The sequence below is a fragment of the Pseudomonas sp. GW822-FHT02E03 genome (assembly GCF_058802325.1).
On sequence record NZ_JBXAOA010000025.1, the window covers coordinates 24,431 to 49,450 of the forward strand.

A 25,020-nucleotide genomic window follows, 5' to 3' on the forward strand; every position below is an offset into this window, starting at 1 on the left:
GTAGTTTTCGACTGATAAAAGCAACTCCGCTGCTCTGCGTGGCCGATCGTGATGATCCCCGGTGTGGCTGCAGGATTATCCGGGCATCTTGAAACCGTTGGCAAACTTGCGCATAAGCCGCACTGGATTCTCGACATCCTGTTCTTCCCATGTGGCGAAAATCGATAGCCCCATTCTCAGTCGCGCCTTCCGCACAAAAAAAAAGCCGCTCACTGAGCGGCGTTTTTGTTGCAGAACCTCGCGGCTGACCTTGGTTGTTTTCAACAACGATGCTGAGCAAGCCCTTCTAATAGTGGTGAGGTCGGGAACACAGTGCCACGGCACTCATCACTCAGAAGCGAGTGCGGCATCCCCCCGTACCTGTTGGCTGTCAGCGGCCGGCTGGCGACCCACCTTGAACCATGCAGCGTATAACGCCGGGACGAAGAAGATCGTCAATAGCGTCGCCACGGTAAGGCCGCCCATGATCGCAATTGCCATCGGCCCCCAGAACACACTGCGCGTCAGCGGGATCATTGCCAGCACGGTGGCCAGCGCTGTCAGCATCACTGGGCGGGCCCGGTGAATGGCGGCATCCAGCACAGCATTCCATGGGTCGCGCCCTTCAGCGATCTCGGTTTGTACCTGATCGATCAGGATCACCGAGTTGCGCATGATCATGCCACCCAATGCGATGATGCCCAGGATTGCGACGAAGCCCAGCGGCGACTGGAACACCAGCAGCGCCGGCACCACACCGATCAGGCCCAGCGGTGCGGTCAGCACCACCATCCACATGCGAGAGAAGCTCTGCAGTTGCAACATAAGCAACAGCAGGATGCTGATCAGCATCAGCGGGGCCACCGCCAGCAGTGCCTTGTTGGCTTTGTCACTTTCCTCCACCGCGCCGCCCACGTCGATGCGGTAGCCCGACGGCAGCTTCGCTTCGATATCCTTGAGCAACGGCTGGATCTCCTGCGTTACCGATACACCTTGTTCGCCATCCTTCACGTCGGCACGCACCGTGATCGCCATGTCGCGGTTGCGGCGCCACAACACTGGCTCTTCCAGCTCAGAGCGCACCTGTGCGACTTGCGACAGTGGCACCACCGTGCCCTGGCGCGTGTAAAGGTTGATGTCTTTCAGTGTGTCGAGGCTCAAGCGTTCCTCAGGCACGGCACGGGCCACGATGTCGATCAGGTCCTCGTGCTCACGCAGTTGCGACAGGGTGGCGCCGTTCATCACGGTTTGGGTCGCCAGCGACACATCGGCCGGCGTGAGGCCCAGCGCGCTCGCCTTGTCCTGATCAAGCTCGACCTTCAGCGTGCGCACCGGGTCGTTCCAGTCGAGCTGGAGGTCGCGCACCTTCGGGTTGGATGCAACTACGTTCTCCACCTCACGGGCGATCCGGCGCACCACTTGGGTATCGGGGCCGACGACGCGAAACTGCACCGGGTAGCCGACAGGCGGCCCCAACTCGAGCCGGGTCACGCGCACCCACGCCTGCGGGAATTGTTGGTCGGCCGAGGTCACCAGCCGCTCACGTACCCGCTCGCGCGCATCCAGGTCCTTGGTCATTACAACGAACTGGGCGAATCCTGGATTCGGCAGCTCGGGGTTGAGCGAGAGATAGAAGCGCGGTGCGCCGGCGCCGGTGTAGGCGGTATAGAAACGCACGTCCTCGTCCTTCGCCAGGATCTCCTCCATATGCTTGACCTGCTCGGTCGTCGCGGCGAACGAGGCGCCTTCCTTGACGCGCAGGTCAATGACCAGTTCAGGGCGCGAACTGTTGGGGAAGAATTGCTGCGGCACCAGTTTGATACAGGCCAGAGCAAGCACCAAAGCGCCAAACGTCGCACCGATGACCACCCAGCGACGCTCGATGGCGGTGTCGATCAGGCGGCGCAGGGTACGGTAGAACTTCGTGTCATACATATCACCATGCTGGTGCTTGCCCAAGTCGTTGGGCAGCATCTTGACCGCCAGGTACGGCGTGAAGATGCCGGAACAGATCCACGAGAACAGCACCGCGGCGCCGACGATCCAGAAAATGCCACCCGCGTACTCGCCGGTGGTGGACTTCGAGAGGCCGATCGGCAGGAAGCCCACGACGGTGATGAGTGCGCCGGTCAGGCGCGGCATGGCGGTGGACTGATAAGAGAAGGCGGCCGCCTTTACGCGGTCCATGCCGGTTTCCATCTTCGCCACCATCATCTCGATGGCGATGATGGCGTCATCCACCAGCAGGCCCAATGCGATAATCAGCGAGCCGAGCGAGATACGCTCCAGGTTCCAGCCCATCGCCAGCATCACCAGCGCTACGCCGCCCAACACCAGCGGCACTGTGGTCGCGACCACAAGGCCAGCGCGCCAGCCCAGGCTGGCCAGGCTCACTGCGATCACGATGATCAGCGCCTCAGCCAGCGCGTGCGCGAAGTCGTGGATAGCATCCTTCACCGTGGTGGGTTGGTCGGCCACGAGCTCAAGCTCCACGCCATGTGGAAGCTCCGACTGGATCTTGGCGACTGCCGTGTCCATCGCCTTGCCAAGGTCCACGATGTTGCCGTCGCTGGTCATCGTGATGCCGAGCATCAGCACTGGCTGGCCGTTGTGACGCACCGTGTAGGTCGGCGGATCCTCGAAGCCGCGTGTAACGGTCGCAATGTCGCCGAGCTTGATCAGCCGACCGCCTGCGGAGATGGGCACGTTGCGGATAGCCTCTTCGCTGGCGAACTGGCCGCTCACACGCACCATGACACGGTCGCCGCGGGTGTCGATCTGGCCGGCGGGCAACATGGCGTTCTGACTCTTGAGGCTTTCGGCGATGGCCAGCGGTGTAATGCCCAGCGCTGCCAGGCGCTCGTGCGAGAACTCAACGTAGACACGCTTGGCCTGCTTGCCGATGACGTCGATCTTCTTGACCATCGGCACTTTCAGCATCTGGCGCTTGATGTCCTCGGCCGCGTCCGACAGGTCGGCGTGGCCGATGCCGTCGCCCTTGACCGCGTACATCAGGCCATACACGTCGCCGTACTCGTCGTTTACGATCGGGCCGATCACGCCGTCAGGCAACTCGCGGCTCAGGTCGTTGAGTTTCTTGCGCGCCTGGTACCAGGCCTCGCGCTGGTCAGCCTTGGAGGTGCCGCCGCGCACGGTGAGCGTCATGCCGGCGTAGCCTTGCCGCGCGTAGGTGACCACTTTCTCGAAGTTGTCGATCTGCTCGAATTTCTTCTCCATGCGGTTGAGAACCTGGTCCTGCATCTGCTGGGCGGTGGCGCCCGGCCAGATGACCATGGCGGTCATGGAGGGCACGGAAAAGTTCGGATCCTCGAGCTGACCGAGCCTGGTGAAGCTGAAAGCGCCGGCCATCGCGACAATGAGGAGCATGAACAGGACGATGGCGCGATGGCGCAGCGCCCAGTCGGTGAGGTTCAGGTTGTTCATCGGGCGGCCTGCTGCGTGATGTTCGCGTCAACAATCGCCGCATCGGGAAGCGCGACCTTAAGTCCGGAGGCCATCTTCTGCACCCCGGCGGTAACGACCAATGCACCGGCCTGCGGCCCGGAGACGAGCACCTCGTCGTTGCGGTAGCCCAATACCGCCACCTGCACCAGTTCGACGACGCCTACCGGATTTTTGCCCTCGGGCGTGACCACCCACAGCGCAGGCTGGCCGCCGCTTTGCGTCAGTGCCGTGGCTGGCACCGCTGCCACCGAGACACTGGTCATCACGCGCTCGGCCGTTACCGTGGCAGTGGCGCCCAGCGGCAGCGCCTGCATTGGCTTGAGCCGCGCGCGATAGGTGCGCGTTTGCGCCGCAGCCTGCGGCGACAGCTCACGCAGCGTGACATCGAAGATCTCGTTCGGCGCACTGGCCAGCGAGGCCTTGAAACGCGCCTCCTTGAAGACGGACAGCTGATCCTCGGGTACATCAACAACGATCTCGGACTCATCCGGATTCGCGATCGAGACAACCGGTTGGCCCTCAGCCACGACTTGCCCGGCCTCAACGCGAACAGCCGTGACGACGCCGCTACGCGAGGCGCGCAGCACGGTGTATTTGAGCCGGTTGCGTGCGAGCTCAAGCTTTCGCGCCTCGGCCTCGGCGGTCGCATGCGCGGTCTGGGCATTTGTATGTGCACGCTCGTCGTCGGCCGCGCTGACCGAGCCGTCAGCCTTCAGCGCGGTCAGGCGCTGGCGGTCCGAGTCGGCCTGACGCGTCTGCTCGGCGGCAACCGCCCACTGTTGTCGAGACGCTTCTTCAGCGAGGCGGTAGTCGCTGTCATCCAGCACAGCCAATATGCTGCCTTCGCGTACAAACTGGCCTACATCGACGTTGCGCTGGGCGACTTTGCCGCCCACGCGGAAGGCCTGTTCGACTTCATGTCGCGACTGTACGGTGCCCACGTAGCGACTGATGTCGCGGGCATTGTCGTAGCTGATTTCAACGGTGCGTACCGGTCGTGGTGCCTGCACGGTTGGCTGGTCCGGGCTACACGCGGACAGCATGACGGCTACGGCCAAAGCGCCGGCCGCAGTAAGGGAGGTTTTCAAGGCGGTTCCTCTTTGAAAAACGGCAGTTTCTTAAGAAAGTGGTGGCCGGTCGGCTTGGGTGGCTGCGGTGGGAGTGACGGGTTGTTCGAACACCTGCCAGCCCCCGCCCAGTGCCTTATAGAGCTGCACGCTATCGAGCAGCAGGCGGGTGTTGCTGTCGTTGGCATTCAGGCGCACTGCCAGGCGTGCCCGTTGCGCGTCGAGCAGCGGCAACAGGTCGATCTGCCCCCTGTCGTAGAGCGATTGCGCGTGGCTCAGCGCCGCCTCAGCGGACTCGGTGGCCGACTGCAATGACTGGGCGCGCTGACGCTCTTGCGTCTGCGTGACGAGGGCGTTCTCCACGTCTTCGAGCGCGCGCACAATGCCGTCCTCGGCGCGCAGTAGCGCCTCACGCTGGCCGCTCTCGGCGACCTCGTTGATCGCGCGTGTACGCCCGGCGTTGAAGATCGGCATCGCAAGCAGGCCGGCCACATTGGTGAAGCGCGCGGCGCCCAGATCCAGACCGTTCAGCTCAAGGCCTTGGCGGCCGTAGGATGCACCGAGGAACAGCCGCGGGAACCACTCAGCCGCGGCTTGTTTACGGCGTGCATTGGCGGCATCGAGCTGCGCCATCAGCGCCAATACGTCAGGCCGACGCTGTAGCAGGGTGGCGGGCTGCCCCTGGCGGGCTTCGGGCGCTACCACGTTGCCAGGGGAGGGCTGGATGCTCGTGGCATTAAAGGCCTGGTCACCGATCAGTACCGCGATGCGGTGTCGCGATACGGCTGCCAGCGTCTCCAGCGGTGGGATCTGCGCGCGCGCCGATGCGGCATCGGTCTGTGCGCGCTCGACGTCGAAGGAGGTTGCCAGCCCTACACGGTGGCGCGCGTTAACCAGGCGCAGTGTCTCGTCCTGCGCCTTGGCGATCGCGCCTAATGTTTCGGCCTGGCGCAGTGCGCCGACCAGCGTGAAGTAGTTGCTGGCGACGTCGCTCATTACCAGCAGGCGCACGCCGCGCACGCCATCCTCCGCGGCCAGTGCGTCGGCCTCGGCCGCTTGCGCGCCAGCGCGCAGGCGTCCGCTCAGATCAAGTTCCCACGAGACGTCAAGGCCCGCGCCCACGGTCTCGGTATCTGGATAACCCTGCTTCTTGGTCGTGCTGTAGCCGCTGCTACGGTCGGAGCCGAAGGCGGACATTCCGACACTCGGAAAGAGCCAGGAGCGACTGATCGTCTCACCGGCGCGAGCGGTGCGCACACGCTCGGCGGCGATCTTGATGTCACGGTTCTCGCGCATCGCGCGGCGCACCAGATCCGTCAACACCGGGTCGTTGAACGTCTCCCACCATGCGGCTTCGGGTTCCATTTCGGAGGCCGTGCTTGCGGCGAACTTGGGCGGCAAGTCTACCGACGGCTTGGCGACCTCTGTGGAACAACCGGTCAAGACCAGAGCGAAAGACGCGGCGAGCGCCGCACCCACGACGACGCCGAGCAGGCGTTCGGCATGTTGCAGGGGCGTCCGCCCGGTGTAGCGGATCAGCGGAGGGGAGGTTGGAAGTCGCGGCATCGGATTGGACTCGTGTAGATTCGAGATGGCGTCAGCGTAGGGCCCGGTGTGTGCGAAGTCGTCAGCGAAGCGTCGCCGTTCGGTCGCCATATCGAGCGCTCATTCATGTTGGAGGCGTCACTCGCCGTCGGTATCTGCCGCGTGCTCGCCGGCCGCCGATGCGAGGTCCGAGTCAATCGACTCCAGTAACTCATCGGCGGACGAAAACTCGCGCTGACGCCCGGTGACCAGGTTTTCAAGGCGGCCCGCGAGGGCTCCTGGCGTGGCATCGCTACGCAGCTTCACGACGTATGAGCGGCGGTTCGGGTACTTGGATTCAGGGTTCAGGCTCATTGCGGACCAGGGGGCAAGAAAGTTCGACGACAGCGTAGGCCGTCCCCTGGGGCAAGTCGTAAGCGAAAGGTCAGATTTCGGTCGGCTTGAACACCGAAGCCCTGTGGGAGCGAGCAGGCTCGCTCCCACAAGTTTGCGCCCTTAACTCATCAAGCCGACTCTGCGCCCTTAAGCAGCGAGCGCGCACGTTTAACCAGCTCGGTTCCATGCGTTTCGGGTAACTGGTCAAGCAGCACCGCCAGGGCCTGGCGGTCCTCGGTCGTGGCGTCGTGGTGCTCACACAGTTCGACTAACGCCTGCAGCTCCAGCCATGGTGCTTCTTGGGCACGCGCCTCCTCAATCGCACGCCGCACCGCAGTACTGCCGGCATCGAGCCGGCCCTGCGTCCGCGCAATCGCCGCCTCCAGCAGCAACAATTGCGGCAGGTACACGCGCTCGCCCAGTTCTTCCCCAACTTGTAGGGCTTCCTGTAGCTCGACTCGCGCGGAGTCGCAATCACCCGCCAGCAGCAACGCTTCGGCGGCGTAGCCGAGCACCTCGCTGGCACCGGAGCGCATGCCGAGTCCGGTGTGTTCGTCGTAGGCCTCGCGGATGCTGCGGTAGCCGTCGCGCGGTGCGCCGTTGCGCGCGTCGGCCCAGCCGCGCCACCAGCGGCAAGCCGTGCGCCCCAGTGCGAGCGAATACTCGTCGACCAATGTCTGCATGTCGTCAGCCAGCGCTGCCACACGCACAGGGTTTCCCATTCGCACTTCGATCAACACCTCCTGCCAGGTGGCGACCAGCCAGGTCATAGGCTGGCGAAGCGTTTGTGCGCGGTTCCGCGCCAGTTGCATATGAGCCCGGCCTTGCTCAACCAGGCCAGAACGCACGAGTTCTATGGCCAGCATGCCGTGCAGCATGACCTGAGGATCGGCCGCAAAAATCTCGTTCGCCCTGATGTCCAACGGCTCGGCGATTGCGAGTGCGCGCTCCAGCCATCGGCGGGTCGCCTGCGTGCACCCCTGGAGATGATGAACCTCGCCTTGCACGATGCACGCCACCAGCATGAGTGCTGGATCGTTCGCGTCGATCGATAGGGCTTCGGCGCGGTCCGCGACCGCCAGCGCCAACGTATAGTCGCCGCGCAGACCGAGCAGATAGCCGAATCCGTGCAGCAGGCGACCGCGCATCGGATGCTCGGGTACATCCGTTAGCCGCGTATACGCGCGTTCGAACGCGTTCCTGGCTTCGCTACCGACACCGAGCGTATGGAAAGCCGACACGCCTTGCAGCGTGGCCAAGGTAATTTCGAGTGTATCGCGCTCCATCCCTTCCGGCGCCTGCCACAGCAGGACCATCGCGCGCTCAGTGAGACCGAAGCACAAGGCTGGGCTGAAGTGCAGCAGCGCGGCTTCCGCGGCCTCGGCGTAGTAGTGCAGCGCGATCATCGGCTGCCGGGCCCGGTCGAAGTGCGTCGCCAGCTCCGAGGCAGCAACCGGCATGCCGGCCATGCGCTCGCGTTCGAGCGCAGTGCCAACCTGGCGATGAAGGTGGGTACGCAATGAGCGCGGCGTGCGGTCGTACAGTACCTGGCGGAAGAGGGCATGGCGGAACGAGTAGGGTAGCTCCACCGTCTCTTCAAGTTCGGCGGCTCGCGACCGCGTGAGCCACACCTGCTCGCGCACCAGTTCCTCGCAGGCGTGGGCCACCGAAGCGAGGTCGCGTTCGAGGGCCAGCGAAACCGTCTCGACCCGGAACTCGACTCCGCATACCGCTGCCGCCGAGAGCAGCGCGAGCTGCTCCTGCCCAAGCTTGGTGATGTAGTGATCAATGATGGCCGCGAGGTTCTCGGGAACCGCCATCCCCGCCAGCCGGGCCTCGATGGTGGCGTCGTCGCCCGTTGTGTCCATCACTTCACTGATGACTGACGAGACGAACAGCGGCACACCGTCGGTGCGCTCATGCAGGGCACGCACGAAGGTTTCATCGCGCGCCAGCGAGGCCGAACGCAATGCGACATAGTCAGCGACCTCGGTTTCCGAGAACGGGTCGAGCACCACTTCCTCGCACAGACGTTGCAGGCGCAGTTCGTGACGCAACGAGTTGAGCGGATGATCAAGCGCCACCACCTCGGCGACGCGGAAGCTCGCCAGCCACATAAGCCGAGTGCGGCCCCGTCGCCGCGCCACATAGTCGATGAGCTGGACCGTCGCCCGATCACTCCAATGCAGGTCTTCGGTCACCAGCAACAGCGGACGCTGCTCGGTGTAGCGGTCCAGCAGTTCACCCATTTCCCGCAGCATGCGATCCGGACCGATGCCGGCAAGCTCGCGCCGCAACGCGTCTCGCTCTTGCGCGGTGCTCAGCCACGGCAGTTGCAGCAACCAGGTCGGCGCCACGGCGCGCATCAGCGTCGGCAGGGCGGGGTCGCTGCGGCACAGATCGGCCAACGCTTCCAGCACCGGCAGGTACGGCTCGCCGGTGCCGTAGTGCTCCACGCAATGGCCACGTGCGCAGGCGATGTCGCCAAGGCTGGAGAGGAAATGCTCGATCAACGTGGTCTTGCCAATCCCTGGTTCTCCGGCAAGCCAGACCACTGCGCGTTGCCCACCGTAAGTCCGCTCCCACGCGCGCTGCAGTCTTGAAAGTTTGTCGGTGCGACCAATGAATGGCGGCGACGGATACGCACCGGCCGCCGGCACCGTCGCGGATGCCGGCGGCATCGAAGGTGCAGGGGAGGGCGCGGCGATGAAGCGATAGCCGCGCCGCGACACAGTCTCGATGAAGCGGGGCTGCTTGGGGTCATCGCCCAGCACCTTGCGCAGATCGCTGATGGCCGTCTTCAGCACTGAGTCGCTGACGAACCGATGCCCCCACACGGCATCAAGCAACGCATCTTTGGTCACCAGCGACCCAGGCTGGCGCGCAAGTACGCACAGCAGAGTGAAGGGCGTTGGCGCCAACGCCACAGCTTCTCCGTTACGTAACAAGCAGGCGTTGGCTTCGTCGAGCTCGAACTCGACGAAGCAGAGCTGGACTGGGTTCGGATGAGGCTGCGGACGCGCCACGTTGGATTCCTGAAGACAAAAACATAGTTTCTAGCACTGGGCCATTACTCCAATAACAACGCTGATCGGCTCATAAGCCAAGCCTCGCCGGTCGGAAATTGATGCAGACGCTTCCCGCTCTCCATCGCGGGACAATTTGATGAGACGTTGCGACGGCGCAAGGCCCCCTGACACCTTTGGCACAGCACATATGGCCTCATTCCGAGGTGGTAATGATCTTGAAATGCTAATGACGAAAATTTCAATATTGAAATATGTCTCAATTTTACATACCTTCACCTTGCCTGACGATGAGACCGACGCGTCTCACCACTTCAATCACAACAAGGGCTCGAGATGAACAACAACAAAAAAGCTTCGCAACTGCCTCCCGCCGCCGTCGATGTGCTGGTCGTCGGTAACGGCCCGGTAGGGGCGACAATCGCGGCGCTGCTCGGCCGCTATGGAGTAAAGACACTGGTAGTGGACAAGACCCATGAGGTCCTGCTAATGCCCCGTGCCATCGCTCTGGACAACGAGGCGCTGCGCATCCTGCAACTCGCCGGATTGTCGGAAGATGCTTTCGAGAAGATCGTCATCCCTGAAGTGAAGATGCATTCCCCGGTCCTCGGGCAATTCAGTCGAGCCAACACCGCCGGGTGCATCGACGGCCACCCCAAACTGGTGACCTTCTATCAACCCGACCTCGAACACGCGATGCGTAAACAGGTCTGCGGGCTCAAGTCAGTGATCAGCCTGGGTGGCTTCGAGCTCGAGAATCTGGTCGAGGAGCCGGATTGTGTCGTCGCCTCCGTTCGGGATCAGGACGGCCATCTGCATTTCATTCGCGCCCGATACCTGATCGGTGCGGATGGTGCCAGCTCCAGGGTCAGGGCCTTGATCGGCCAGGAATTCGAAGGACAAACCTATGCAGAGGATTGGCTGATTGTCGATGTAAAAAACCGGCATAAGTCCGCGATTGATCACGTTGAGTTTCTCTGTGATCCAAAGCGCCCAACGCCGCACATGCCCGCTCCTGGCGGAAGAGAGCGTTGGGAGTTCATGCTGCACCCAGGCGAATCCCGGGAAGAGCTGGAAAGCCCGGAAAGCATCGCCCGGCTGATTGCGCCATGGATCAATCCTCAGGAGCTGGAAATCGAGCGCAAGGCGGTGTATCGATTCCACGCACGCTGCTGCAACAGGTTCAGCAAAGGGCGAGTTTTCCTTGTAGGGGATGCGGCCCACATTACTCCCCCCTTTGTCGGGCAAGGTCTCGTCGCGGGGCTTCGAGATGGCGCCAACCTCGCCTGGAAACTGGCCTGGGTCCTTCACGGCCAAGCCGCGCCTTCAGTACTTGATACCTATGACGTAGAGCGCCGCCCCCATGCCCAGGCGATGATCAATCTGGCAAAACTCATGGGCCGTCTGGTGATGCCGAGAAACAAGGTCGCCGCTTTCTTCATCCATGGCCTGATGCGCACATTGGCGTTGACTCCCGCTACCAGAAAGTACTTCGAACAACTGGACATCAAACCGAAGAACATCTTCAAAAACGGTCTGTTCATGCATCATCGTCGTGGCGACAAACTGGTGCGCGGTAGCCTGTTTCCCCAGGCCTGGGTTCGCAACACGCAACAGCAGATCCAGCTGAGCGACGATGCGCTTGGACACAACCTGACCCTGGTCGGATTCGGTGTCGACCCGTTGTCGCTGCTGAGCACTGCCGAGGTCTTTTCCTGGATACAGATGGGAGGTCACTTCTTGCAGATCGGAGCCTGCGGTCAGCGCTCCGACAGCGCTTGCGACTTCATCGAAGACCTGAACCATGACATCCTGCCGCTGGCTGCCAAAGGCACGCTCGTCGCGATCCGCCCTGACCGTATCATCATGCACCACGCTCCCGGCGCACAGGCAGGCAGCCTGGTTCGAGACTGCCAGATCCTGATGGGTAGCGCCGACTCCACTGCCGACAACGTTTCCATTACCATCAACGAGCCTCCTCGATTAAGAGCGTAAAGATGCCTTCCCCCATTTTTCCTTCAGAAGCAACTGAGCAAGAGCCTCTCACTCGAGGCCACAAGAAGCGGGAACGCACCCGTCGCGGCTTGGTGGACGCGGCGTTGCGTCTGGTCGCACGCAAGGAAGTGGGGGAGATTGCACTGCTCGATGTCGCCGCGGAGGCCGCGGTCTCCAACGGCACCATCTACAACTATTTTCGAACGCGTGACGAAGTCCTCGAGGCGGTTGGCATCGCCATGGCGAGCGAGTTCTCCGATGCCATTTCCGCCCTGAGCTCGGACGTGCACTGCGGTGCACAGCGGCTTTCGATTGGCGTGCGCATGTTCATCTGCCGGGCCGCGTACGACCATCAATGGGCTAACGCACTGCTGCGCATCATTCATTCCGATCAGACCATGCGCTCGCGCTTGGCCGCCCATGTGCTGGGCGACCTGCGTGACGGTCTGAGCGCAGGGACTTTCGCTTATGAGGACGAAGGGATTGCCCTGGACATGGTCGTATCATGCACAACCGGAGCCATGCGTTCGGTTGTCGAAGGGCGTGTAGTGGCGGATCACGATCTGTTGGTTGCGGAAATGATTCTCAAGGCGCTGGGCGTAACACCTGCCAGAGCCAAGAAAATCGCCGGTAAGCCGCTACCCTAGTCTTGATGTCATCCTTGGCCGGCTAAGCCCGGCCAATCCATTGCCGATAGTTCTTCGCCTGGCGACGAGATTTCAGCTGATTGCCGATCAATGCCATGAGTGGCGACGTCCTGGGTTTTGTCTGTTTGCCTTGGCTCAGCAAGCCGAGTTGCTTCTTGACCACCGACACCACGGCAAGCGACGCCAGCGCCTTGTTCTTCCAACGGACGACGATGGGCTCCACTTCAGTGTCCTGACCTGCCATCCACTGGCTTGGCAGGGCTGGCTCGATTGCCAGCGCAGTGGCAAGCCCCACCATCGACACCGAGCCGCTCACCACTCGCTCCGCGACCTCCTTTCTGCGCACGCCGCCGGTGACCATCAGCGGCATGCGCGCTATTTCTCCTATTTTTTCCGCGCACTCGAGAAAATACGCTTCTCGAGCCAGGCGGCTGCCATCGCGGGTTTGCCCCTGCATCGCCGGGCTTTCATAGCTGCCACCGGACAATTCGACCAGGTCGACCGCTTTGGCGTTGAGCATTTCCACCACACGAGCCGCATCCTCGGCATCGAAACCACCGCGTTGAAAGTCTGCGGAATTGAGCTTCACAGCGACGCAAAAGATCGGTGCCACTCGCAGGCGTATTGCATCGATGGTTTGCAGGAGAATTTGCGCGCGATTTTCCAGGCTCCCACCCCAACGGTCGCTACGCCGGTTGGTCAAGGGGGAGAGGAATTGGCTGAACAGGTAACCATGCGCTGCATGAATCTCCACGCCGGTGAATCCGGCACGCTCAGCCAGCACTGCGGCCTGGGTATAGCGCTCAATCAGCTCTTCGATCTCCCGCTCATTCAAAGCCCTGGGTGGCACAAAGGCCTTTGATAGTCCGGGAATGTCGACAGCCACCGCGGAGGGGCCCCGTGCCGATTGCCCCATGGAGGCCAATAGTTGCCGTCCGGGATGATTGATTTGCATCCAGGCCTGGGCTCCGCGACTGCGGCAAGCATCGGCCCAGAGCCTGAATTTGGCCAGGTTCCGATCGTCCTCAAGTACCACACCAGCGGGTCCGGTCAAGGCGTGCCGGTCAACCATGACGTTGCCAGTGATGATCAGGCCGGCCCCACCGTCCGCCCAACGCCGGTAGAGCTTGACCAGCGCATCCCCTGGAGCGTGATCCTCATTGGCAAGATTCTCCTCCATGGCAGCCTTGGCGATCCGGTTTGGAATCACCGTGCCGTTAGGCAAACGAAGCGGTTTGAAGAGCTTTGAGCCGGTCATGTTCTGTCCTTCAGCTGATGAGAATTCGGCCAGCCATCGCTAAGGGTCATACCGTTTGAGCACCGTCTGTACAGTGCTTGCTCAGGTTCTTGAACTCCTGGTTTGCATCGATGGGCCGGTTTGATGACCTGCCGGGACGGCGAGCCAGAAACACGATATAGCTGAACACGCGTGTTCAGTTGTGTCAATGTGTAGAACCCCGCAACGATCCTGCCATATCCAATCTATCCATCTGGTTTTTTACGTCATAGAAAGGATGTCATTGAGAAAAACGTATTTAATTCAAAAAACGTTGTTGACGTGAACTGAACACAAGTGTTCAATCGAGCCATAAGGTAATCCTGGAGAGAGAACCGTGGAATCCCTGAATCCAACACAGCGCCGTATTCATCAAGCCGCCTTTCGCCTGTTCGCTGAAAGAGGCACCTCGCAAGTGAACATTCTTGACCTCGCACAAGAGGCAGGCGTGGCGCGCGGAACGGTCTATAGCAACATCGACAACATGGAAAGCCTGTTCGAGGCAGTCGCCAGCCATCTCGCCAAGGAGATGCATGAGCGCGTCAACAAGAGCTTCAATTCCCTTTCTGATCCGGCTCAGCGCCTTGCCAATGGCATTCGATTGTTCATTCGTCGAGCGCACGAAGACTCTCAGTGGGGGGCGTTCATCCATAAATTCGCCATGAGCAATGCTTCGTTGCGCGAAATGTTCAGCAGCCAAGCGACGACGGATCTTCTGAGCGGACTGTCCAGTGGGCGGTACACGTTTGAAAAGGAGCAATTGCTTTCGGTAATGACGCTGATATCGAGCAGCGTCCTGGGTTCTATTTTCCTGGTACTGGAAGGCCACAAAACCTGGCGCGAATCGGGCTCTGACACGGCCGAGCTGGTGTTGCGGGCATTGGGCGTACCGCCCGAAGAGGCTAGAGCGCTGGCGATCACCGAGTTGCCAGCACTGCCTTCCCTCGACTGATTCATTAACCGAGTCAACCAGACACCCCTGGATTTTCAGGGGTGCGGGGACGGCTTTACCCTGAAAACCCGGAAAACAAGAACAATGACCCACAAAAATGAAATGCCCCGGTTAGCGACACCACAACCTGCCCGGCATCCGAAGCCGACGGTGAAGGCCCAGGATCTGACGCATCTGATCTTTCAACGACCGGATTTGAACGAGGCAGCGCGGTTCCTGACCGACTTCGGCCTGTCGGTGAGTCAGCAGGACGCCGATACGCTTTACCTGCGCGCCACCGCCCCCACTGCTTACTGTTACCGTGTCCATCGTGCAGAACATGCACGTTTTATCGGGTTCGGACTGGCAGTCCAGTCGCTCAAGGATCTGGAAAAACTGACGCGTATCCCAGGCGCGTCATTGGTAGAAAAATCAGAACATCCTGGTGGTGGGTATTGCGTCAAACTCACCGATCCTTCCGGATTCATCGTGGAAGCTGTTTGCGATCAGACGGCAGGTATAACGCTGGGGCACCGGGCTCCTCTTTCCTGGAATCTGGCGCAAGAGCAACCGCGAATCAACGCCACGCAGCGCCCGCCGATCGCTCCGGCTGAAATCCTCAAACTGGGCCACATCGTCATCGAAGTGGCCGACTACCAGGCGACCTGTGCCTGGTATACGAAGCACTTCGGGTTTATTCCCAGCGATGTGCAAGTACTCCCCGATGGCACACCTATTGTCACCTTTATGCGCCTTGACCTTGGTGACACTCCTGCGGATCACCATACGCTCGCGATAGCGCAAGGGTTCATGGCGACCTATAGCCATAGCGCCTATGAGGTCGTCGATGCAGACGCTGTGGGCATGGGGCAGCGCGTCCTGCGCGAGCGCGGTTGGGTGCACTCGTGGGGCATCGGCCGACACATCCTGGGCAGTCAGATCTTCGATTACTGGCAAGACCCTTGGGGCGATAAGCACGAGCATTACTGCGACGGGGATATTTTCACGGCTGCACAGCCTACGGGCATTCATCCCGTGAGCCCCGAGGCAATGGCGCAGTGGGGGCAGCGCATGCCCAAGCGTTTTACAAAACCGAAGATGAGTCTGGCCAATCTGCGTGCGCTGTTGCGCAACCTGCGGCGCAGTCCGGACTTGAGCATTCGCAAGTTGATAACACTCATGCGGATGTTCGGGTAGAGCAGTCGCCATGTCGGGCAATGCAACCAGATATGGCCGTCGGGATGTGCTCAAAGCCGGCGCCTTGATCGTCGGCGGCTCGTTGGTCTACAGCGTTGCCAGCCCCCCCTCAGAACAACACCACAGTTCTCGCGCCGCCGAGCACGGGACAAACGCCGCTCCAGGAGTACCTTCAATGTCTGCTGTACACGTAGTCCGCTTCGAATTTCAGAACGGTATCCACTGGGGCGTGCTACGCCAGGGCCGTATCACGGTTGTCCCCGGTGCTTTTGAAACCACCGGTGATTTCATTCGCGAGAACAGTATCGACGACCTCGCTCAGTTGAAAGGTACGGAGCTTGCGGAGGGCGAAGTGAAACTGCTGTCGCCGGTGACCCGCAACCAGCAGTTCGTCTGCCAGGGCGCCAATTACCGTCAGCACATGATCGAGTCGGGCATGGACCCGGATGCGAAGAAATTCAACATGATCTTCACCAAGGCGACGAGTTGCCTGGTGGCGGCTGACAGCGACCTGATCAAGCCGCGCACCGTGCGCTTCCTCGACTACGAGATCGAACTGGGGCTGGTGATGAAACGCGCGATCAACGGCGCTGTTGCTGTCACCGACGCCAATCTGCATGAGTTCATTGCAGGCGTTGTCATCGTCAACGACTACTCGGCTCGTGACATTCAGATTCCTCAGATGCAGTTCTACAAGGGCAAGAGCTTCCGCACTTTCGGTCCGGTCGGCCCGTACCTCTGCCTTCTGGATGCCACGAATATTCATTACCTGAAAGAGCTGCAACTACGCCTGACGGTCAACGACCAGGTGCGACAGAACGACAGCACGGCCAACCTGGTTTACGGCCCCGCTGAAACCCTTACCGAACTTTCCGCCCTGCAAGATTTCGCCGCTGGAGACCTGATCGCCACCGGTACGCCTGCCGGTTGTGCGCTCACGGTGCCTTCGCCTGCCAAGCAGCGTATTGCGGCGCTGATGCCGGAAGCGACCAAGTGGAAGCTGTTCCTCAAGGCGCAGGAAGGTCGGACGCAATATCTCAAGCCAGGTGACGTGGTTGAGGCGCGCATTCGCAGCGCCGATGGTGTGATCGACCTCGGCGTGCAACGCAACCGAGTCGTGGAGCAAGCCTGATGGTTGTGCAGACCCTGAGTGACATCGAAAGCCTCGAACAAGTCCCCCTGTCGGAACGTGGCCTGGCATCCAGTACTTATGAAGCGCTGCGACAGGCAGCCCGGTGCTCCCCCCAGGCACCGGCGCTTAGCTTCTTCGCCGATGCCGCCGATTTCAAGCGCACCTACAAATGGAACTACTCCCAGCTCTTTGCCGATATCACCCGCGCGGCGAATGCTTTCCATGACTTGGGTATAAAGCCGGGCGAGGTGCTTGCCTTTATCTTGCCCAATCTGCCGGAAACCCATTTCACGATATGGGGCGGGGAGGCGGCGGGCATCGTCATGGCGATCAATCCGCTGCTCGAGGCCAAGCAGATAGCTGGCTTGCTGAATGCCGCGAAGGCATCCGTGGTAGTGACGCTCGCGCCGACGGCGGGCAGCGATCTGTGGCCCAAACTGGCTTCGCAACTGGATCAGTTACCCACGGTCAGGTCTGTCGTGTGGGTCAGCATGGAGCCCTATGTCGCCGAACCCGTGCGTGGGGCCCTGAAAGCAGCGGCACTGAAGGAACGCGACTTACACCGAGATATCGCGATCCACGATTGGCAATCGCTGATGAGTACTCAGCCGCACACACACCTGAAGAGTGGTCGGCAAATCCGCCAGGATGAGTGCTCCTCCTACATCTGTACGGGCGGCACCACCGGGCTCCCCAAGATCGCCGCGCGTAGCCATGGCTCTGAAGTGTTCAATGCATGGGCCGTAGCCGCTCATTTGCAGCCACGCAGTGGTGGCCAGGTCATCTTTTGTGGCCTGCCGCTGTTTCATGTCAATGGACAACTGGTGACGGGGCTGGTGCCTTGGACGCAGGGCGACCATGTGATCCTCGGCACGCCTCATGGCTATCGTGGCGAGGGGGTGATCCCACGATTCTGGGAGATGGTCGAGCACTTCGGTATCAACCTCTTTTCCGGCGTGCCAACTGTCTATGCCGCACTTCTGCAAAATGAATGGCAGGGCTGCGACCTGTCCAGTCTTCGCTATGCAATGTGTGGCGCCGCACCCATGCCAGCTGAGCTTTTCCGGGAGTTCGAGCGCCGGACCGGGGTAAAGATCCTTGAAGGCTACGGTCTGACGGAGGGCACCTGCGTTTCCTCAATCAATCCACCCCATGGCGAGCGCCGTATCGGCTCCATCGGGATGCGGATTGCTTACCAGAATATGCGCGCGGTCGTGCTTGATGATTCTGGAGAGTATCTGCGCGACGCCAATGTGGATGAGATCGGCCTCATCACGATCAGTGGTCCGAACCTCTTCGACGGCTATCTGGAAGAGCGTCATAACCAGGGCCTTTGGATCGATATCGACGGTCAGCGCTGGCTGAATACAGGCGATCTGGGTCGCCAGGATGCGCAGGGTTATTTCTGGCTGACCGGACGCAAGAAGGAGTTGATCATTCGCGGCGGCCACAACATCGACCCCAAGCAAATCGAGGAAGCTCTGCAGGCGCATCCCGCCGTCGCCTTGGCCGCTGCAATCGGTAGCCCCAATGCCTACTCGGGCGAGGTGCCAGTCGCCTACGTTCAACTGCGCCCCGGACAAGTTTGCAACGCCGAAGAGCTTGAGGCATTCGCTCATCTCCATATCAGCGAGCGGGCAGCAGTCCCCAAGCGCATTGAAATCCTCGAGGCGTTGCCACTGACTGCCGTGGGCAAGATATTCAAGCCCGCTTTGCTACAGCGGGAGATTGCCAAAGTAGTCCAGGAGGAAGTGGAACGCCTGGGGCTTTCGGATGTTGCTGTTGAGGTCGTGCAGGACAATCGCCGTGGGCATGTCGCCTGCATCAAGGCCGGAACTGGCCAAGAAGTTCTGGCTCCGCTCTTGGGGCGCTATAGCTTTCAAGTCGAGTGGCTTAATTGAGTCTCTGATTCACATCTGTAAGTCCAGCAGTCATGCCCTGGCGCTGTTCGGCCAGGGCGTTTAACACAACTTCGATCAATTCCAACCGGCACTGAAAAGTGCACAGGAAGGCGAAGCCTTGCCTGCGTGCAATCAACAAAAACAATAAACAAGAGGTGGACAATGAAACTGAATAGCCGTGTGATCCCGTGTTTCTTTACTCAGCGAAAGTATGCTGTCTGGATCAAGTTCACCAGTGCCATGGCCCTGCTCAGCGCCTCTTCCATTGCAAGTGCCAATGGCATTGCTCTAAACGAACAAAGTGCAAGCAGTGCGGGAACTGCTTATGCGGGAAGGTCATCTTCGGCGCTGGACGCCAGCACCATCTATGGAAATCCTGCTGGCCTGACCAAGTTGAAGCGCAGTGAAATTTCCGGCGGTGCCGCGATCGTTTCGGTGAGCGACGACATCAGTGATGCGCAGAGTAGTGCCGCGGGAACGAACAAGGGGGATTCGGTGCCTTTGGGCGTCGTGCCCTTCGCCTATATGTCGACACCGCTTGATGAGCGTCTTTCGGTGGGGCTGGGCCTCTATGCCCCGAGTGGTCTGATCAATGATTATGAGGGCTCTTTTCAGGGTCGCTACCATGGCTCCTACAGCACGACCAAGGAGATAACCCTGCAGCCTACCATTGCCTATCGGATCAATGATTACGTGTCGATTGGGGGTGGACCGACCCTGAACCGTTTCAATGCAAAGCTTCAGAATTACATGGCGACCGGCGCCCTGAACAACGGCCAGGACACACTGGTTACCATCAAAGGCGATGACACGGCGATTGGCTACAACGTCGGGCTCTTGGTCGACTTTAACGAGGCAACCCGTTGGGGGATTACCTATCACTCGAAGGTGAACTATCAGCTCGAAGGGCACACTGAGGTTTCCGGCTCCCCGAGCGTTATCCCGCTGGACGGAAAGTATGACACCAAGATAGATCTTACGATGCCCGAATCAGTGGATACGTCCATCACCCATCGATTCAATAGTCGCTGGACCGGCTATCTGGGGACCACCTGGACACGCTGGAGCCGGATTCAGAAGATCGAAGCAATCAACAGCGGTGTTTCCGCCATGGGCCAGGCTGCTGGCCTGGGGCGTGTGGCCGAAGAGATGAACTGGCACGACACTTGGTCCACCGCGGTTGGCGCATCCTATCAGTTGAACCCGCAATGGCTGATTCGCGCAGGCTATGCCTATGATCAGGCGCCCGTTGGAAATGCCGACCGCAGCGTGCGCGTTCCGGTCGGGAATCGCCAGGCCGTGACCTTGGGCGGCGCTTATTCGCCGAACGCCGATCTGACATTAGACTTTGCGTATGGCTATCTCTGGGATTCAAAAGCCTCAGTACAGCATTCGAACGACTCCGGACTTCAACCGGCATACAGTGCCAACTACAAAAATAGTGCGAATGGAATTTCAGTGCAGGCAACCTATCGGTACTGATCGACACGACTCCATTTTTGCAAGTCTTGCACCTTTAATCGAAAAGCAACTATCCCGACGGGGCGTGATGCAGTTCTGCCTGTCAGTCAGCACCCATTGCCGCGACTACTTTTGCTGCAGTGGGTGGGTTTTGCTCAGCCACCAGCAGCAATGACTGCGGCATAGGGCTTTGCGGGTGCTGCGGTTCCTGCAAGCCGGCCAGCCGAAAACCGGCCATGTCCAGGGCATTGAGCCAACTGGACAGCGTTCGGAAGTACCACGGCATGGGTTGCCACTGCCCCTTGAACCCAGCGAAGGTCTCCTCCCGCCAACCATCTTGATAGTCGCCCGCCGCCGCGGTCCACGGGTGCAGCGTCTGGATCACCAGCGTGCCACCAGGGACGAGCAGGGCGTTCATGGCCGCGAGCAGGGGAATGATGTCTTGGTGCAACAGGGCAAAGTTGGCGCAGATCAGGTCGTAGTTGCTGCCAATGTCTATCTTCGCCTCCACCAACTCTTCATAGCTTGCCAAATGCACCCGCGAAGAGCCTGCCGCCCGCGCCGCCTCAACCAGCGCTGCATCGCCATCCACACCAACCGCCTGGATGGCCCGGTCAGCCAGCGCACGCAACAGCCAGCCCTCGCCGCAGCCCAGGTCGAGCACGTGCTCGGGTTGGCGGCCGAGTACCGCCAGCAGGATGGCCTGGTCGGTGACTTGCAGGCGGCTTTCGATGGTGCCGGTACGGATGGCTTCGATCCAGGATTGGGCGTTGTGGTGCCAGCTCTGGAGGAGGGTGGACTCGGCGGTGGGCATTTCGATGTCCGGCGTCGTGGGTTAGATGGAAGGATAGGACAAGTGCTGGTGCAGCGGATCCGTTTGGCGCTGGGGCCCGACTTCCGGCAGGTCGCGGCAGCGTTGTCGCGAACCATGTGGAAGCCACAATCATTGTCCCGTTACCCGAACCTCTGCCATCATTCAGGAACTCACACGCCGAGCAAGAAATATGAACCGTCGTAAAAAAATAAAGCAGTTATTAAAGGCTCACGCAAAAAAGGCCAGCGCCAAATTGGCACCGGCCAGTAAGTCTAAATACATCAGTAAAGCTGACCGATTGAAACTGGCTGCTGAACCCGGTCTGGACTCAATTATTTCGCCTGAGAGCTGATCCAGACATTTTGGGTCGATACGTGTGCGGTGGTCGGGGCGCGCCATGGCCCTGGTCGCATAAATTTGAAATGCCTGGCGTGACTCGACAGAATCGCGCCCCGATCCGGCCAAAGTTGTCGGATGTTCGTGATTAAAAGGGGCTGCGGTTGAACGAACACACATTGTCCATGCGCCTGGAACGCGTCGCGGCGCATGTACCAGCAGATGCGCGCCTGGCCGATATCGGCTCGGATCACGGCTATCTGCCGGTGGCGTTGATGCGCCGTGGCGCCATTGCTGCGGCGGTGGCGGGCGAGGTGGCATTGACGCCGTTGCGCTCGGCCGAACGTACTGTGCGCGAGAACGGCCTGGACCAGTGGATCACCGTGCGCCTGGCCAATGGCCTGGCGGCGATCGAGCCAGAAGACGGGATCACGGCGATCAGCATCTGTGGCATGGGCGGCGAGACGATCCGCGACATCCTCGACAACGGCAAGGCGCGCCTGAGTGGCCGTGAGCGACTGATCCTGCAGCCCAACGGCGGCGAGCAGCCATTGCGCCAATGGCTGATGGAGAATGGCTACCGTATCCTCTGCGAGGAAGTGCTGCGGGAAAACCGCTTCTACTACGAGATCATCGTCGCCGAGCGCGTCGGGCCGGTGCTGTATACCGCCGAAGAGCTGTACTTCGGCCCACTGCAGATGCAGGCACGCAGCCCGGCGTTCCTGATCAAGTGGCAGCGCATTCTGCGCCACAAGCAACAGACGCTGACCAGCTTCGCCCGGGCTCGGCAGGTCGTGCCCGAGGAAAAGGTACAAGACATCGCCCGGCAAGCCCGGTGGATCACCGAGCTGCTGGCTTGAACACGCTCCAGCGGTTGTACGTAAAGTCGCCTATCGAGGGATTCACGGAAAAAATGGTCTGCCCTGCAATTATCTTGGGAGCGCCTGGTTCGGGACTACGCTAAAGCTATGCTGATCCTCGATCAATTGTGACCTGTTCGCGCTGCGTCCGTCCCTGGAGCGCCCAATGCCACCCATCACCGCGCGCCTGGTGGCGCTGTTTGTGCTTTGCCTGACGCTTGAAGTGCCAGCCCAGACCAACGCTTGCCCAGCTGGCGAAAAAGAAGTGTGCCTGAACGGCTGCATCTGCCTGCCAGACCTGGAGCCGATGCTCGGCTCCCTGCCTGATGACGTCCACCAGGTCGCGGCACCTGCCCTGGCGCTATGGCTGACCCAAGCCCGCGCTGATGCAGCCAACACCGGCATCCAACCCATTCCACCGCACATCCGGCAGCAACTGCTGCGCTGGTACGACCCCAGCGTCCTCGATGCCGCGCACTACAAAGTTAGCGACAACGGCCAATTCAACGCCGCGACTGCCATGCTGCAAAATCCCGATGTCGGAGCCGTGACGCTGATCGACATCATCCTCTTCCGGGACGCTCAAACCGCAGAACAGAACATCGCGCTCTGGGCTCACGAGTTAAAACATGTGCAGCAGTATCAGGAGTGGGGGGTAGAAGGATTTGCCCAGCGGTATACACAGGATTTCAATGCTGTAGAGGCGCCGGCTTATGCCATACAGGCTGAGGTCAGGCGGTCGTTGCGCGAAGGGCTTATTGAAAAATAGCGATGCACACTTATTCGGCGAATTGACGTGTGCATGGATGTGCACATATAGTCATCCGCATGACGAACCGAATTTCCATACGTTCCCGGGCAATTGATGCCGCAATCGACTCTCTCGATGGAGCTTTCTTCAAAGCTCTGTGCGAGCCGTCGCGGGTAGCTGTACTCAAGCGAGTCATGCAATTGGAGCGTGCGGATATCGCCGAGATTGCCGAGGGGCTGCCTCAAGAGCGTTCTGTGGTATCTCGCCATCTGCAAGTGCTCTCAGAGGCGGGCATCGTCCGTGCTACCAAGGTCAGCCGGCAGATGTTTTACGAGGTGGATGGAGCGGCGGTGGTGACACGGCTCGAAGGCATTCTCCAACACATGAAGAGTCTGGCCCCGTTCTGCTGCCCTGGTGCGCCAGCGTAGTTTTTTTATTATCTGTATATATGCATGAGTGCGCATACATGAATGTAAAAACTGAGCCCATGGACGTCATCGTTATCGGTGCGGGCCAAGCTGGGCTCGCGTGTGGTTGGCATCTGCGGCAGCAGAACCTCAGGTTTCTCATTCTGGATGCCGAGAACCAGCCGGGTGGAAACTGGCGCAACTACTACGACAGCCTGAGACTTTTTTCCCCTGCCGCGTACTCATCATTACCTGGGATGCCCTTTCCAGCTGACGCCAGGCACTATCCGCTACGCGATGAAGTCGTACGTTATTTGGAGCAGTACGCGGATGCTTTCCAGCTACCCATTCGGCATAACATGCGAGTCCAGAAAGTGCGTAGGAAGCACGGACTATTTTTGCTTCAGGCATCGGATGGTCAGTGTTTCTGCTCCAAAGCATTGATCGTTTGCACCGGCGGATTCAATCAGCCGTTCATCCCCAACATTCAGGGGCTGGAAAGTTTTCGCGGGCAACGTTTACACAGTGCTGATTACCGAAATGTCGACGGCTTCAGTGATCAACGAGTAGTGGTCATAGGTGCGGCCAACTCAGCGGTACAAATTGCCCATGAGTTGGCTCAAGTCAGCAGCGTCGTATTGGCGACAAGGGAATCGATCCGGTTTTTTCCGCAAAAGATCCTCGGTGTGGATTTTCATGCTTGGCTCAAGTGGACAGGGATAGAGAAGACTCGTTGGCTGAATGATCAAGGTACCCCTGTACTAGATGATGGCGCCTATCGTCGAGCCATGAAACAGGGACTTTTTGAGCGCAAGCCGATGTTCACGCAGGTAACGTCAAAGGGTGTGCTCTGGGCCGATGGCCAACACACCGAAGTGGACAGTTTGATTTTCGCGACCGGATTTCGTCCAAACCTTGGTTTTTTGGCCGGTCTGCACAGGGAGGTCAACGGAAACCTTGCTCAGCGCAATGGGCAGGCCGAGCACGTACCGGGTTTGTATTTTGTGGGATTGCCGAAACAGCGCAACTTTGCTTCGGCCACCCTCAGAGGCGTTGGGCCAGATGCTTCTCACATCATCCCCAGCTTGATGCGTTTCATTCACGATGCATCGTCGATGAATTCTTGATACAGCTGACTTTCAAACGTTTTGCAGAGCAAGGCCCCGCCCTTCGAAACTACTGAGGGCGGAGCAGGTGAGCATTACTGTCGATGATGGTTTGGATTATTTCCACCGAGCCATTAATGGCGAATTGCGCACCCATGCATACCAGAAGGAAACCCATCAGCCGTGATATGGCGTCAATGCCTGACTGTCCCATTATTCTCATGATTATTCCTGAGCCAAGCAGGCATACCCAAAGGATAAGAGCGGTAATCAGGAAAATTAACGGAGGGGCTACTAATAAGACCCAGGCAGGAAATAACGTACTGTGTTTGATAGTGGCGGCGGAACTTATGATCATCGCAATGGTGCCAGGCCCAGCCGTGCTGGGCATGGCCAGCGGGATGAACGCAAAGTTCGGTTGTTCGGTTGCGCCATTGCTGGAAGCAGAGTGTTGAGGAGGCGGCGGAAACAGCATCTTCAAGCCCATAATGATGAGAATTCCGCCACCGGCCATACGCAAGCCCGGTATGGAAATGCTAAATGCATCCATAACAAACGCGCCTACATAGTAAGTGAACGTCATGATCAGAAAGACATAGAATGACGTCAGAAAAGCCTGTGACTTTTTTTCCTTGTGACTCAGCCCCTTACTCAAGGCGAGAAACAGCGCAACTGTGGTGGGAGGGTTAGTCAACGGCAGCAGCGCCAGTAACCCAAGTCCGATTGCATTGAACAGATCTGTCATGTCG

General features: G+C 59.9%; 20 protein-coding genes. 12 read left to right on the top strand and 8 right to left on the bottom strand.

All coding sequences use genetic code 11. The features are described 5' to 3' along the window. Window positions 1-327: 327 nt before the first annotated feature. From AC1RQB_RS18805 to AC1RQB_RS18825, 5 genes are all read right to left on the bottom strand, one after another. Window positions 328-3,423, bottom strand: a complete 3,096-nt coding sequence (locus tag AC1RQB_RS18805; RefSeq protein WP_063340202.1) for an efflux RND transporter permease subunit — start codon at window positions 3,421-3,423, stop codon at window positions 328-330. Continuing rightward, a complete protein-coding gene (locus AC1RQB_RS18810; RefSeq protein WP_063340201.1) occupies window positions 3,420-4,532 on the bottom strand; it encodes an efflux RND transporter periplasmic adaptor subunit in 1,113 nt (370 codons plus the stop codon). The genes AC1RQB_RS18805 and AC1RQB_RS18810 overlap by 4 nt, the downstream gene beginning before the upstream one ends. Before the next feature lie 30 nt (window positions 4,533-4,562). Then, entirely contained in the window at window positions 4,563-6,077 is a 1,515-nt protein-coding gene (locus AC1RQB_RS18815) for an efflux transporter outer membrane subunit (RefSeq protein WP_063340439.1), read from the bottom strand. A gap of 117 nt (window positions 6,078-6,194) precedes the next feature. Next, window positions 6,195-6,410, bottom strand: coding sequence for a hypothetical protein (locus tag AC1RQB_RS18820; RefSeq protein ID WP_008067053.1), 216 nt, complete (start codon window positions 6,408-6,410; stop codon window positions 6,195-6,197). A 149-nt stretch (window positions 6,411-6,559) separates the two neighbouring features. Next, entirely contained in the window at window positions 6,560-9,457 is a 2,898-nt protein-coding gene (locus tag AC1RQB_RS18825) for an AAA family ATPase (protein WP_063340200.1), read from the bottom strand. Window positions 9,458-9,793: 336 nt separating this feature from the next. On the opposite strand from AC1RQB_RS18825, the gene mhpA reads away from it, so the two are divergent. After that, window positions 9,794-11,452 (top strand): bifunctional 3-(3-hydroxy-phenyl)propionate/3-hydroxycinnamic acid hydroxylase MhpA, encoded by a 1,659-nt coding sequence (gene mhpA / locus AC1RQB_RS18830; protein ID WP_063340199.1) that lies wholly within the window; start codon window positions 9,794-9,796, stop codon window positions 11,450-11,452. Window positions 11,453-11,454: 2 nt separating this feature from the next. Continuing rightward, on the top strand, window positions 11,455-12,099 hold the full coding sequence (locus AC1RQB_RS18835) for a TetR/AcrR family transcriptional regulator (protein ID WP_008067041.1): 645 nt from the start codon (window positions 11,455-11,457) through the stop codon (window positions 12,097-12,099). 22 nt (window positions 12,100-12,121) lie between these two features. Here AC1RQB_RS18835 and AC1RQB_RS18840 read toward each other — a convergent pair whose 3' ends face one another. Further along, window positions 12,122-13,357 (bottom strand): NADH:flavin oxidoreductase/NADH oxidase family protein, encoded by a 1,236-nt coding sequence (locus AC1RQB_RS18840; RefSeq protein ID WP_063340197.1) that lies wholly within the window; start codon window positions 13,355-13,357, stop codon window positions 12,122-12,124. 355 nt (window positions 13,358-13,712) lie between these two features. Here AC1RQB_RS18840 and AC1RQB_RS18845 point away from each other — a divergent pair, with 355 nt between their 5' ends. From AC1RQB_RS18845 to AC1RQB_RS18865, 5 genes are all read left to right on the top strand, one after another. After that, the gene (locus AC1RQB_RS18845; RefSeq protein ID WP_063340196.1) at window positions 13,713-14,327 is read left to right on the top strand and encodes a TetR/AcrR family transcriptional regulator; all 615 of its coding nucleotides are present in this window, start codon (window positions 13,713-13,715) and stop codon (window positions 14,325-14,327) included. 84 nt (window positions 14,328-14,411) lie between these two features. Then, the gene (locus tag AC1RQB_RS18850) at window positions 14,412-15,503 is read left to right on the top strand and encodes a VOC family protein (protein WP_063340195.1); all 1,092 of its coding nucleotides are present in this window, start codon (window positions 14,412-14,414) and stop codon (window positions 15,501-15,503) included. Window positions 15,504-15,678: 175 nt separating this feature from the next. After that, window positions 15,679-16,635, top strand: coding sequence for a fumarylacetoacetate hydrolase family protein (locus AC1RQB_RS18855; RefSeq protein WP_063340194.1), 957 nt, complete (start codon window positions 15,679-15,681; stop codon window positions 16,633-16,635). Beyond that, on the top strand, window positions 16,635-18,536 hold the full coding sequence (locus AC1RQB_RS18860; protein ID WP_063340193.1) for an acyl-CoA synthetase: 1,902 nt from the start codon (window positions 16,635-16,637) through the stop codon (window positions 18,534-18,536). Before AC1RQB_RS18855 ends, AC1RQB_RS18860 begins: the two co-directional genes overlap by 1 nt. Before the next feature lie 162 nt (window positions 18,537-18,698). After that, window positions 18,699-20,018: an outer membrane protein transport protein gene (locus tag AC1RQB_RS18865; RefSeq protein ID WP_063340192.1), complete on the top strand. Its 1,320-nt coding sequence runs from the start codon at window positions 18,699-18,701 to the stop codon at window positions 20,016-20,018. Between the two features lie 82 nt (window positions 20,019-20,100). Here AC1RQB_RS18865 and AC1RQB_RS18870 read toward each other — a convergent pair whose 3' ends face one another. Continuing rightward, the gene (locus AC1RQB_RS18870; protein WP_063340191.1) at window positions 20,101-20,811 is read right to left on the bottom strand and encodes a class I SAM-dependent methyltransferase; all 711 of its coding nucleotides are present in this window, start codon (window positions 20,809-20,811) and stop codon (window positions 20,101-20,103) included. Window positions 20,812-21,001: 190 nt separating this feature from the next. Here AC1RQB_RS18870 and AC1RQB_RS18875 point away from each other — a divergent pair, with 190 nt between their 5' ends. From AC1RQB_RS18875 to AC1RQB_RS18895, 5 genes are all read left to right on the top strand, one after another. After that, window positions 21,002-21,163: a DUF2986 domain-containing protein gene (locus tag AC1RQB_RS18875; RefSeq protein WP_081235174.1), complete on the top strand. Its 162-nt coding sequence runs from the start codon at window positions 21,002-21,004 to the stop codon at window positions 21,161-21,163. Between the two features lie 148 nt (window positions 21,164-21,311). Continuing rightward, a complete protein-coding gene (locus AC1RQB_RS18880) occupies window positions 21,312-22,007 on the top strand; it encodes a tRNA (adenine(22)-N(1))-methyltransferase (RefSeq protein WP_063340190.1) in 696 nt (231 codons plus the stop codon). A gap of 166 nt (window positions 22,008-22,173) precedes the next feature. After that, window positions 22,174-22,776: an eCIS core domain-containing protein gene (locus AC1RQB_RS18885; RefSeq protein ID WP_063340189.1), complete on the top strand. Its 603-nt coding sequence runs from the start codon at window positions 22,174-22,176 to the stop codon at window positions 22,774-22,776. A gap of 59 nt (window positions 22,777-22,835) precedes the next feature. Then, on the top strand, window positions 22,836-23,186 hold the full coding sequence (locus AC1RQB_RS18890; RefSeq protein ID WP_063340188.1) for an ArsR/SmtB family transcription factor: 351 nt from the start codon (window positions 22,836-22,838) through the stop codon (window positions 23,184-23,186). A gap of 38 nt (window positions 23,187-23,224) precedes the next feature. Next, window positions 23,225-24,292, top strand: coding sequence for a flavin-containing monooxygenase (locus AC1RQB_RS18895; RefSeq protein WP_063340187.1), 1,068 nt, complete (start codon window positions 23,225-23,227; stop codon window positions 24,290-24,292). Between the two features lie 49 nt (window positions 24,293-24,341). Here AC1RQB_RS18895 and AC1RQB_RS18900 read toward each other — a convergent pair whose 3' ends face one another. Further along, complete coding sequence (locus AC1RQB_RS18900) at window positions 24,342-25,016, bottom strand: MarC family NAAT transporter (protein ID WP_008067018.1); 675 nt, start codon at window positions 25,014-25,016, stop codon at window positions 24,342-24,344. Window positions 25,017-25,020: the final 4 nt, after the last annotated feature.

Excerpts from the sequence above, each read along its gene's own strand:
- AC1RQB_RS18850 (WP_063340195.1), top strand. The coding sequence starts at position 14,412 with ATGACCCACAAAAATGAAATGCCCCGGTTAGCGACACCACAACCTGCC.
- AC1RQB_RS18805 (WP_063340202.1), bottom strand. The coding sequence starts at position 3,423 with ATGAACAACCTGAACCTCACCGACTGGGCGCTGCGCCATCGCGCCATC.
- AC1RQB_RS18885 (WP_063340189.1), top strand. The coding sequence starts at position 22,174 with ATGCCACCCATCACCGCGCGCCTGGTGGCGCTGTTTGTGCTTTGCCTG.
- AC1RQB_RS18890 (WP_063340188.1), top strand. The coding sequence starts at position 22,836 with ATGACGAACCGAATTTCCATACGTTCCCGGGCAATTGATGCCGCAATC.
- AC1RQB_RS18900 (WP_008067018.1), bottom strand. The coding sequence starts at position 25,016 with ATGACAGATCTGTTCAATGCAATCGGACTTGGGTTACTGGCGCTGCTG.
- mhpA (WP_063340199.1), top strand. The coding sequence starts at position 9,794 with ATGAACAACAACAAAAAAGCTTCGCAACTGCCTCCCGCCGCCGTCGAT.
- AC1RQB_RS18815 (WP_063340439.1), bottom strand. The coding sequence starts at position 6,077 with ATGCCGCGACTTCCAACCTCCCCTCCGCTGATCCGCTACACCGGGCGG.
- AC1RQB_RS18835 (WP_008067041.1), top strand. The coding sequence starts at position 11,455 with ATGCCTTCCCCCATTTTTCCTTCAGAAGCAACTGAGCAAGAGCCTCTC.
- AC1RQB_RS18855 (WP_063340194.1), top strand. The coding sequence starts at position 15,679 with ATGTCTGCTGTACACGTAGTCCGCTTCGAATTTCAGAACGGTATCCAC.
- AC1RQB_RS18865 (WP_063340192.1), top strand. The coding sequence starts at position 18,699 with ATGAAACTGAATAGCCGTGTGATCCCGTGTTTCTTTACTCAGCGAAAG.
- AC1RQB_RS18870 (WP_063340191.1), bottom strand. The coding sequence starts at position 20,811 with ATGCCCACCGCCGAGTCCACCCTCCTCCAGAGCTGGCACCACAACGCC.
- AC1RQB_RS18895 (WP_063340187.1), top strand. The coding sequence starts at position 23,225 with ATGAATGTAAAAACTGAGCCCATGGACGTCATCGTTATCGGTGCGGGC.
- AC1RQB_RS18840 (WP_063340197.1), bottom strand. The coding sequence starts at position 13,357 with ATGACCGGCTCAAAGCTCTTCAAACCGCTTCGTTTGCCTAACGGCACG.
- AC1RQB_RS18860 (WP_063340193.1), top strand. The coding sequence starts at position 16,635 with ATGGTTGTGCAGACCCTGAGTGACATCGAAAGCCTCGAACAAGTCCCC.
- AC1RQB_RS18875 (WP_081235174.1), top strand. The coding sequence starts at position 21,002 with ATGAACCGTCGTAAAAAAATAAAGCAGTTATTAAAGGCTCACGCAAAA.
- AC1RQB_RS18820 (WP_008067053.1), bottom strand. The coding sequence starts at position 6,410 with ATGAGCCTGAACCCTGAATCCAAGTACCCGAACCGCCGCTCATACGTC.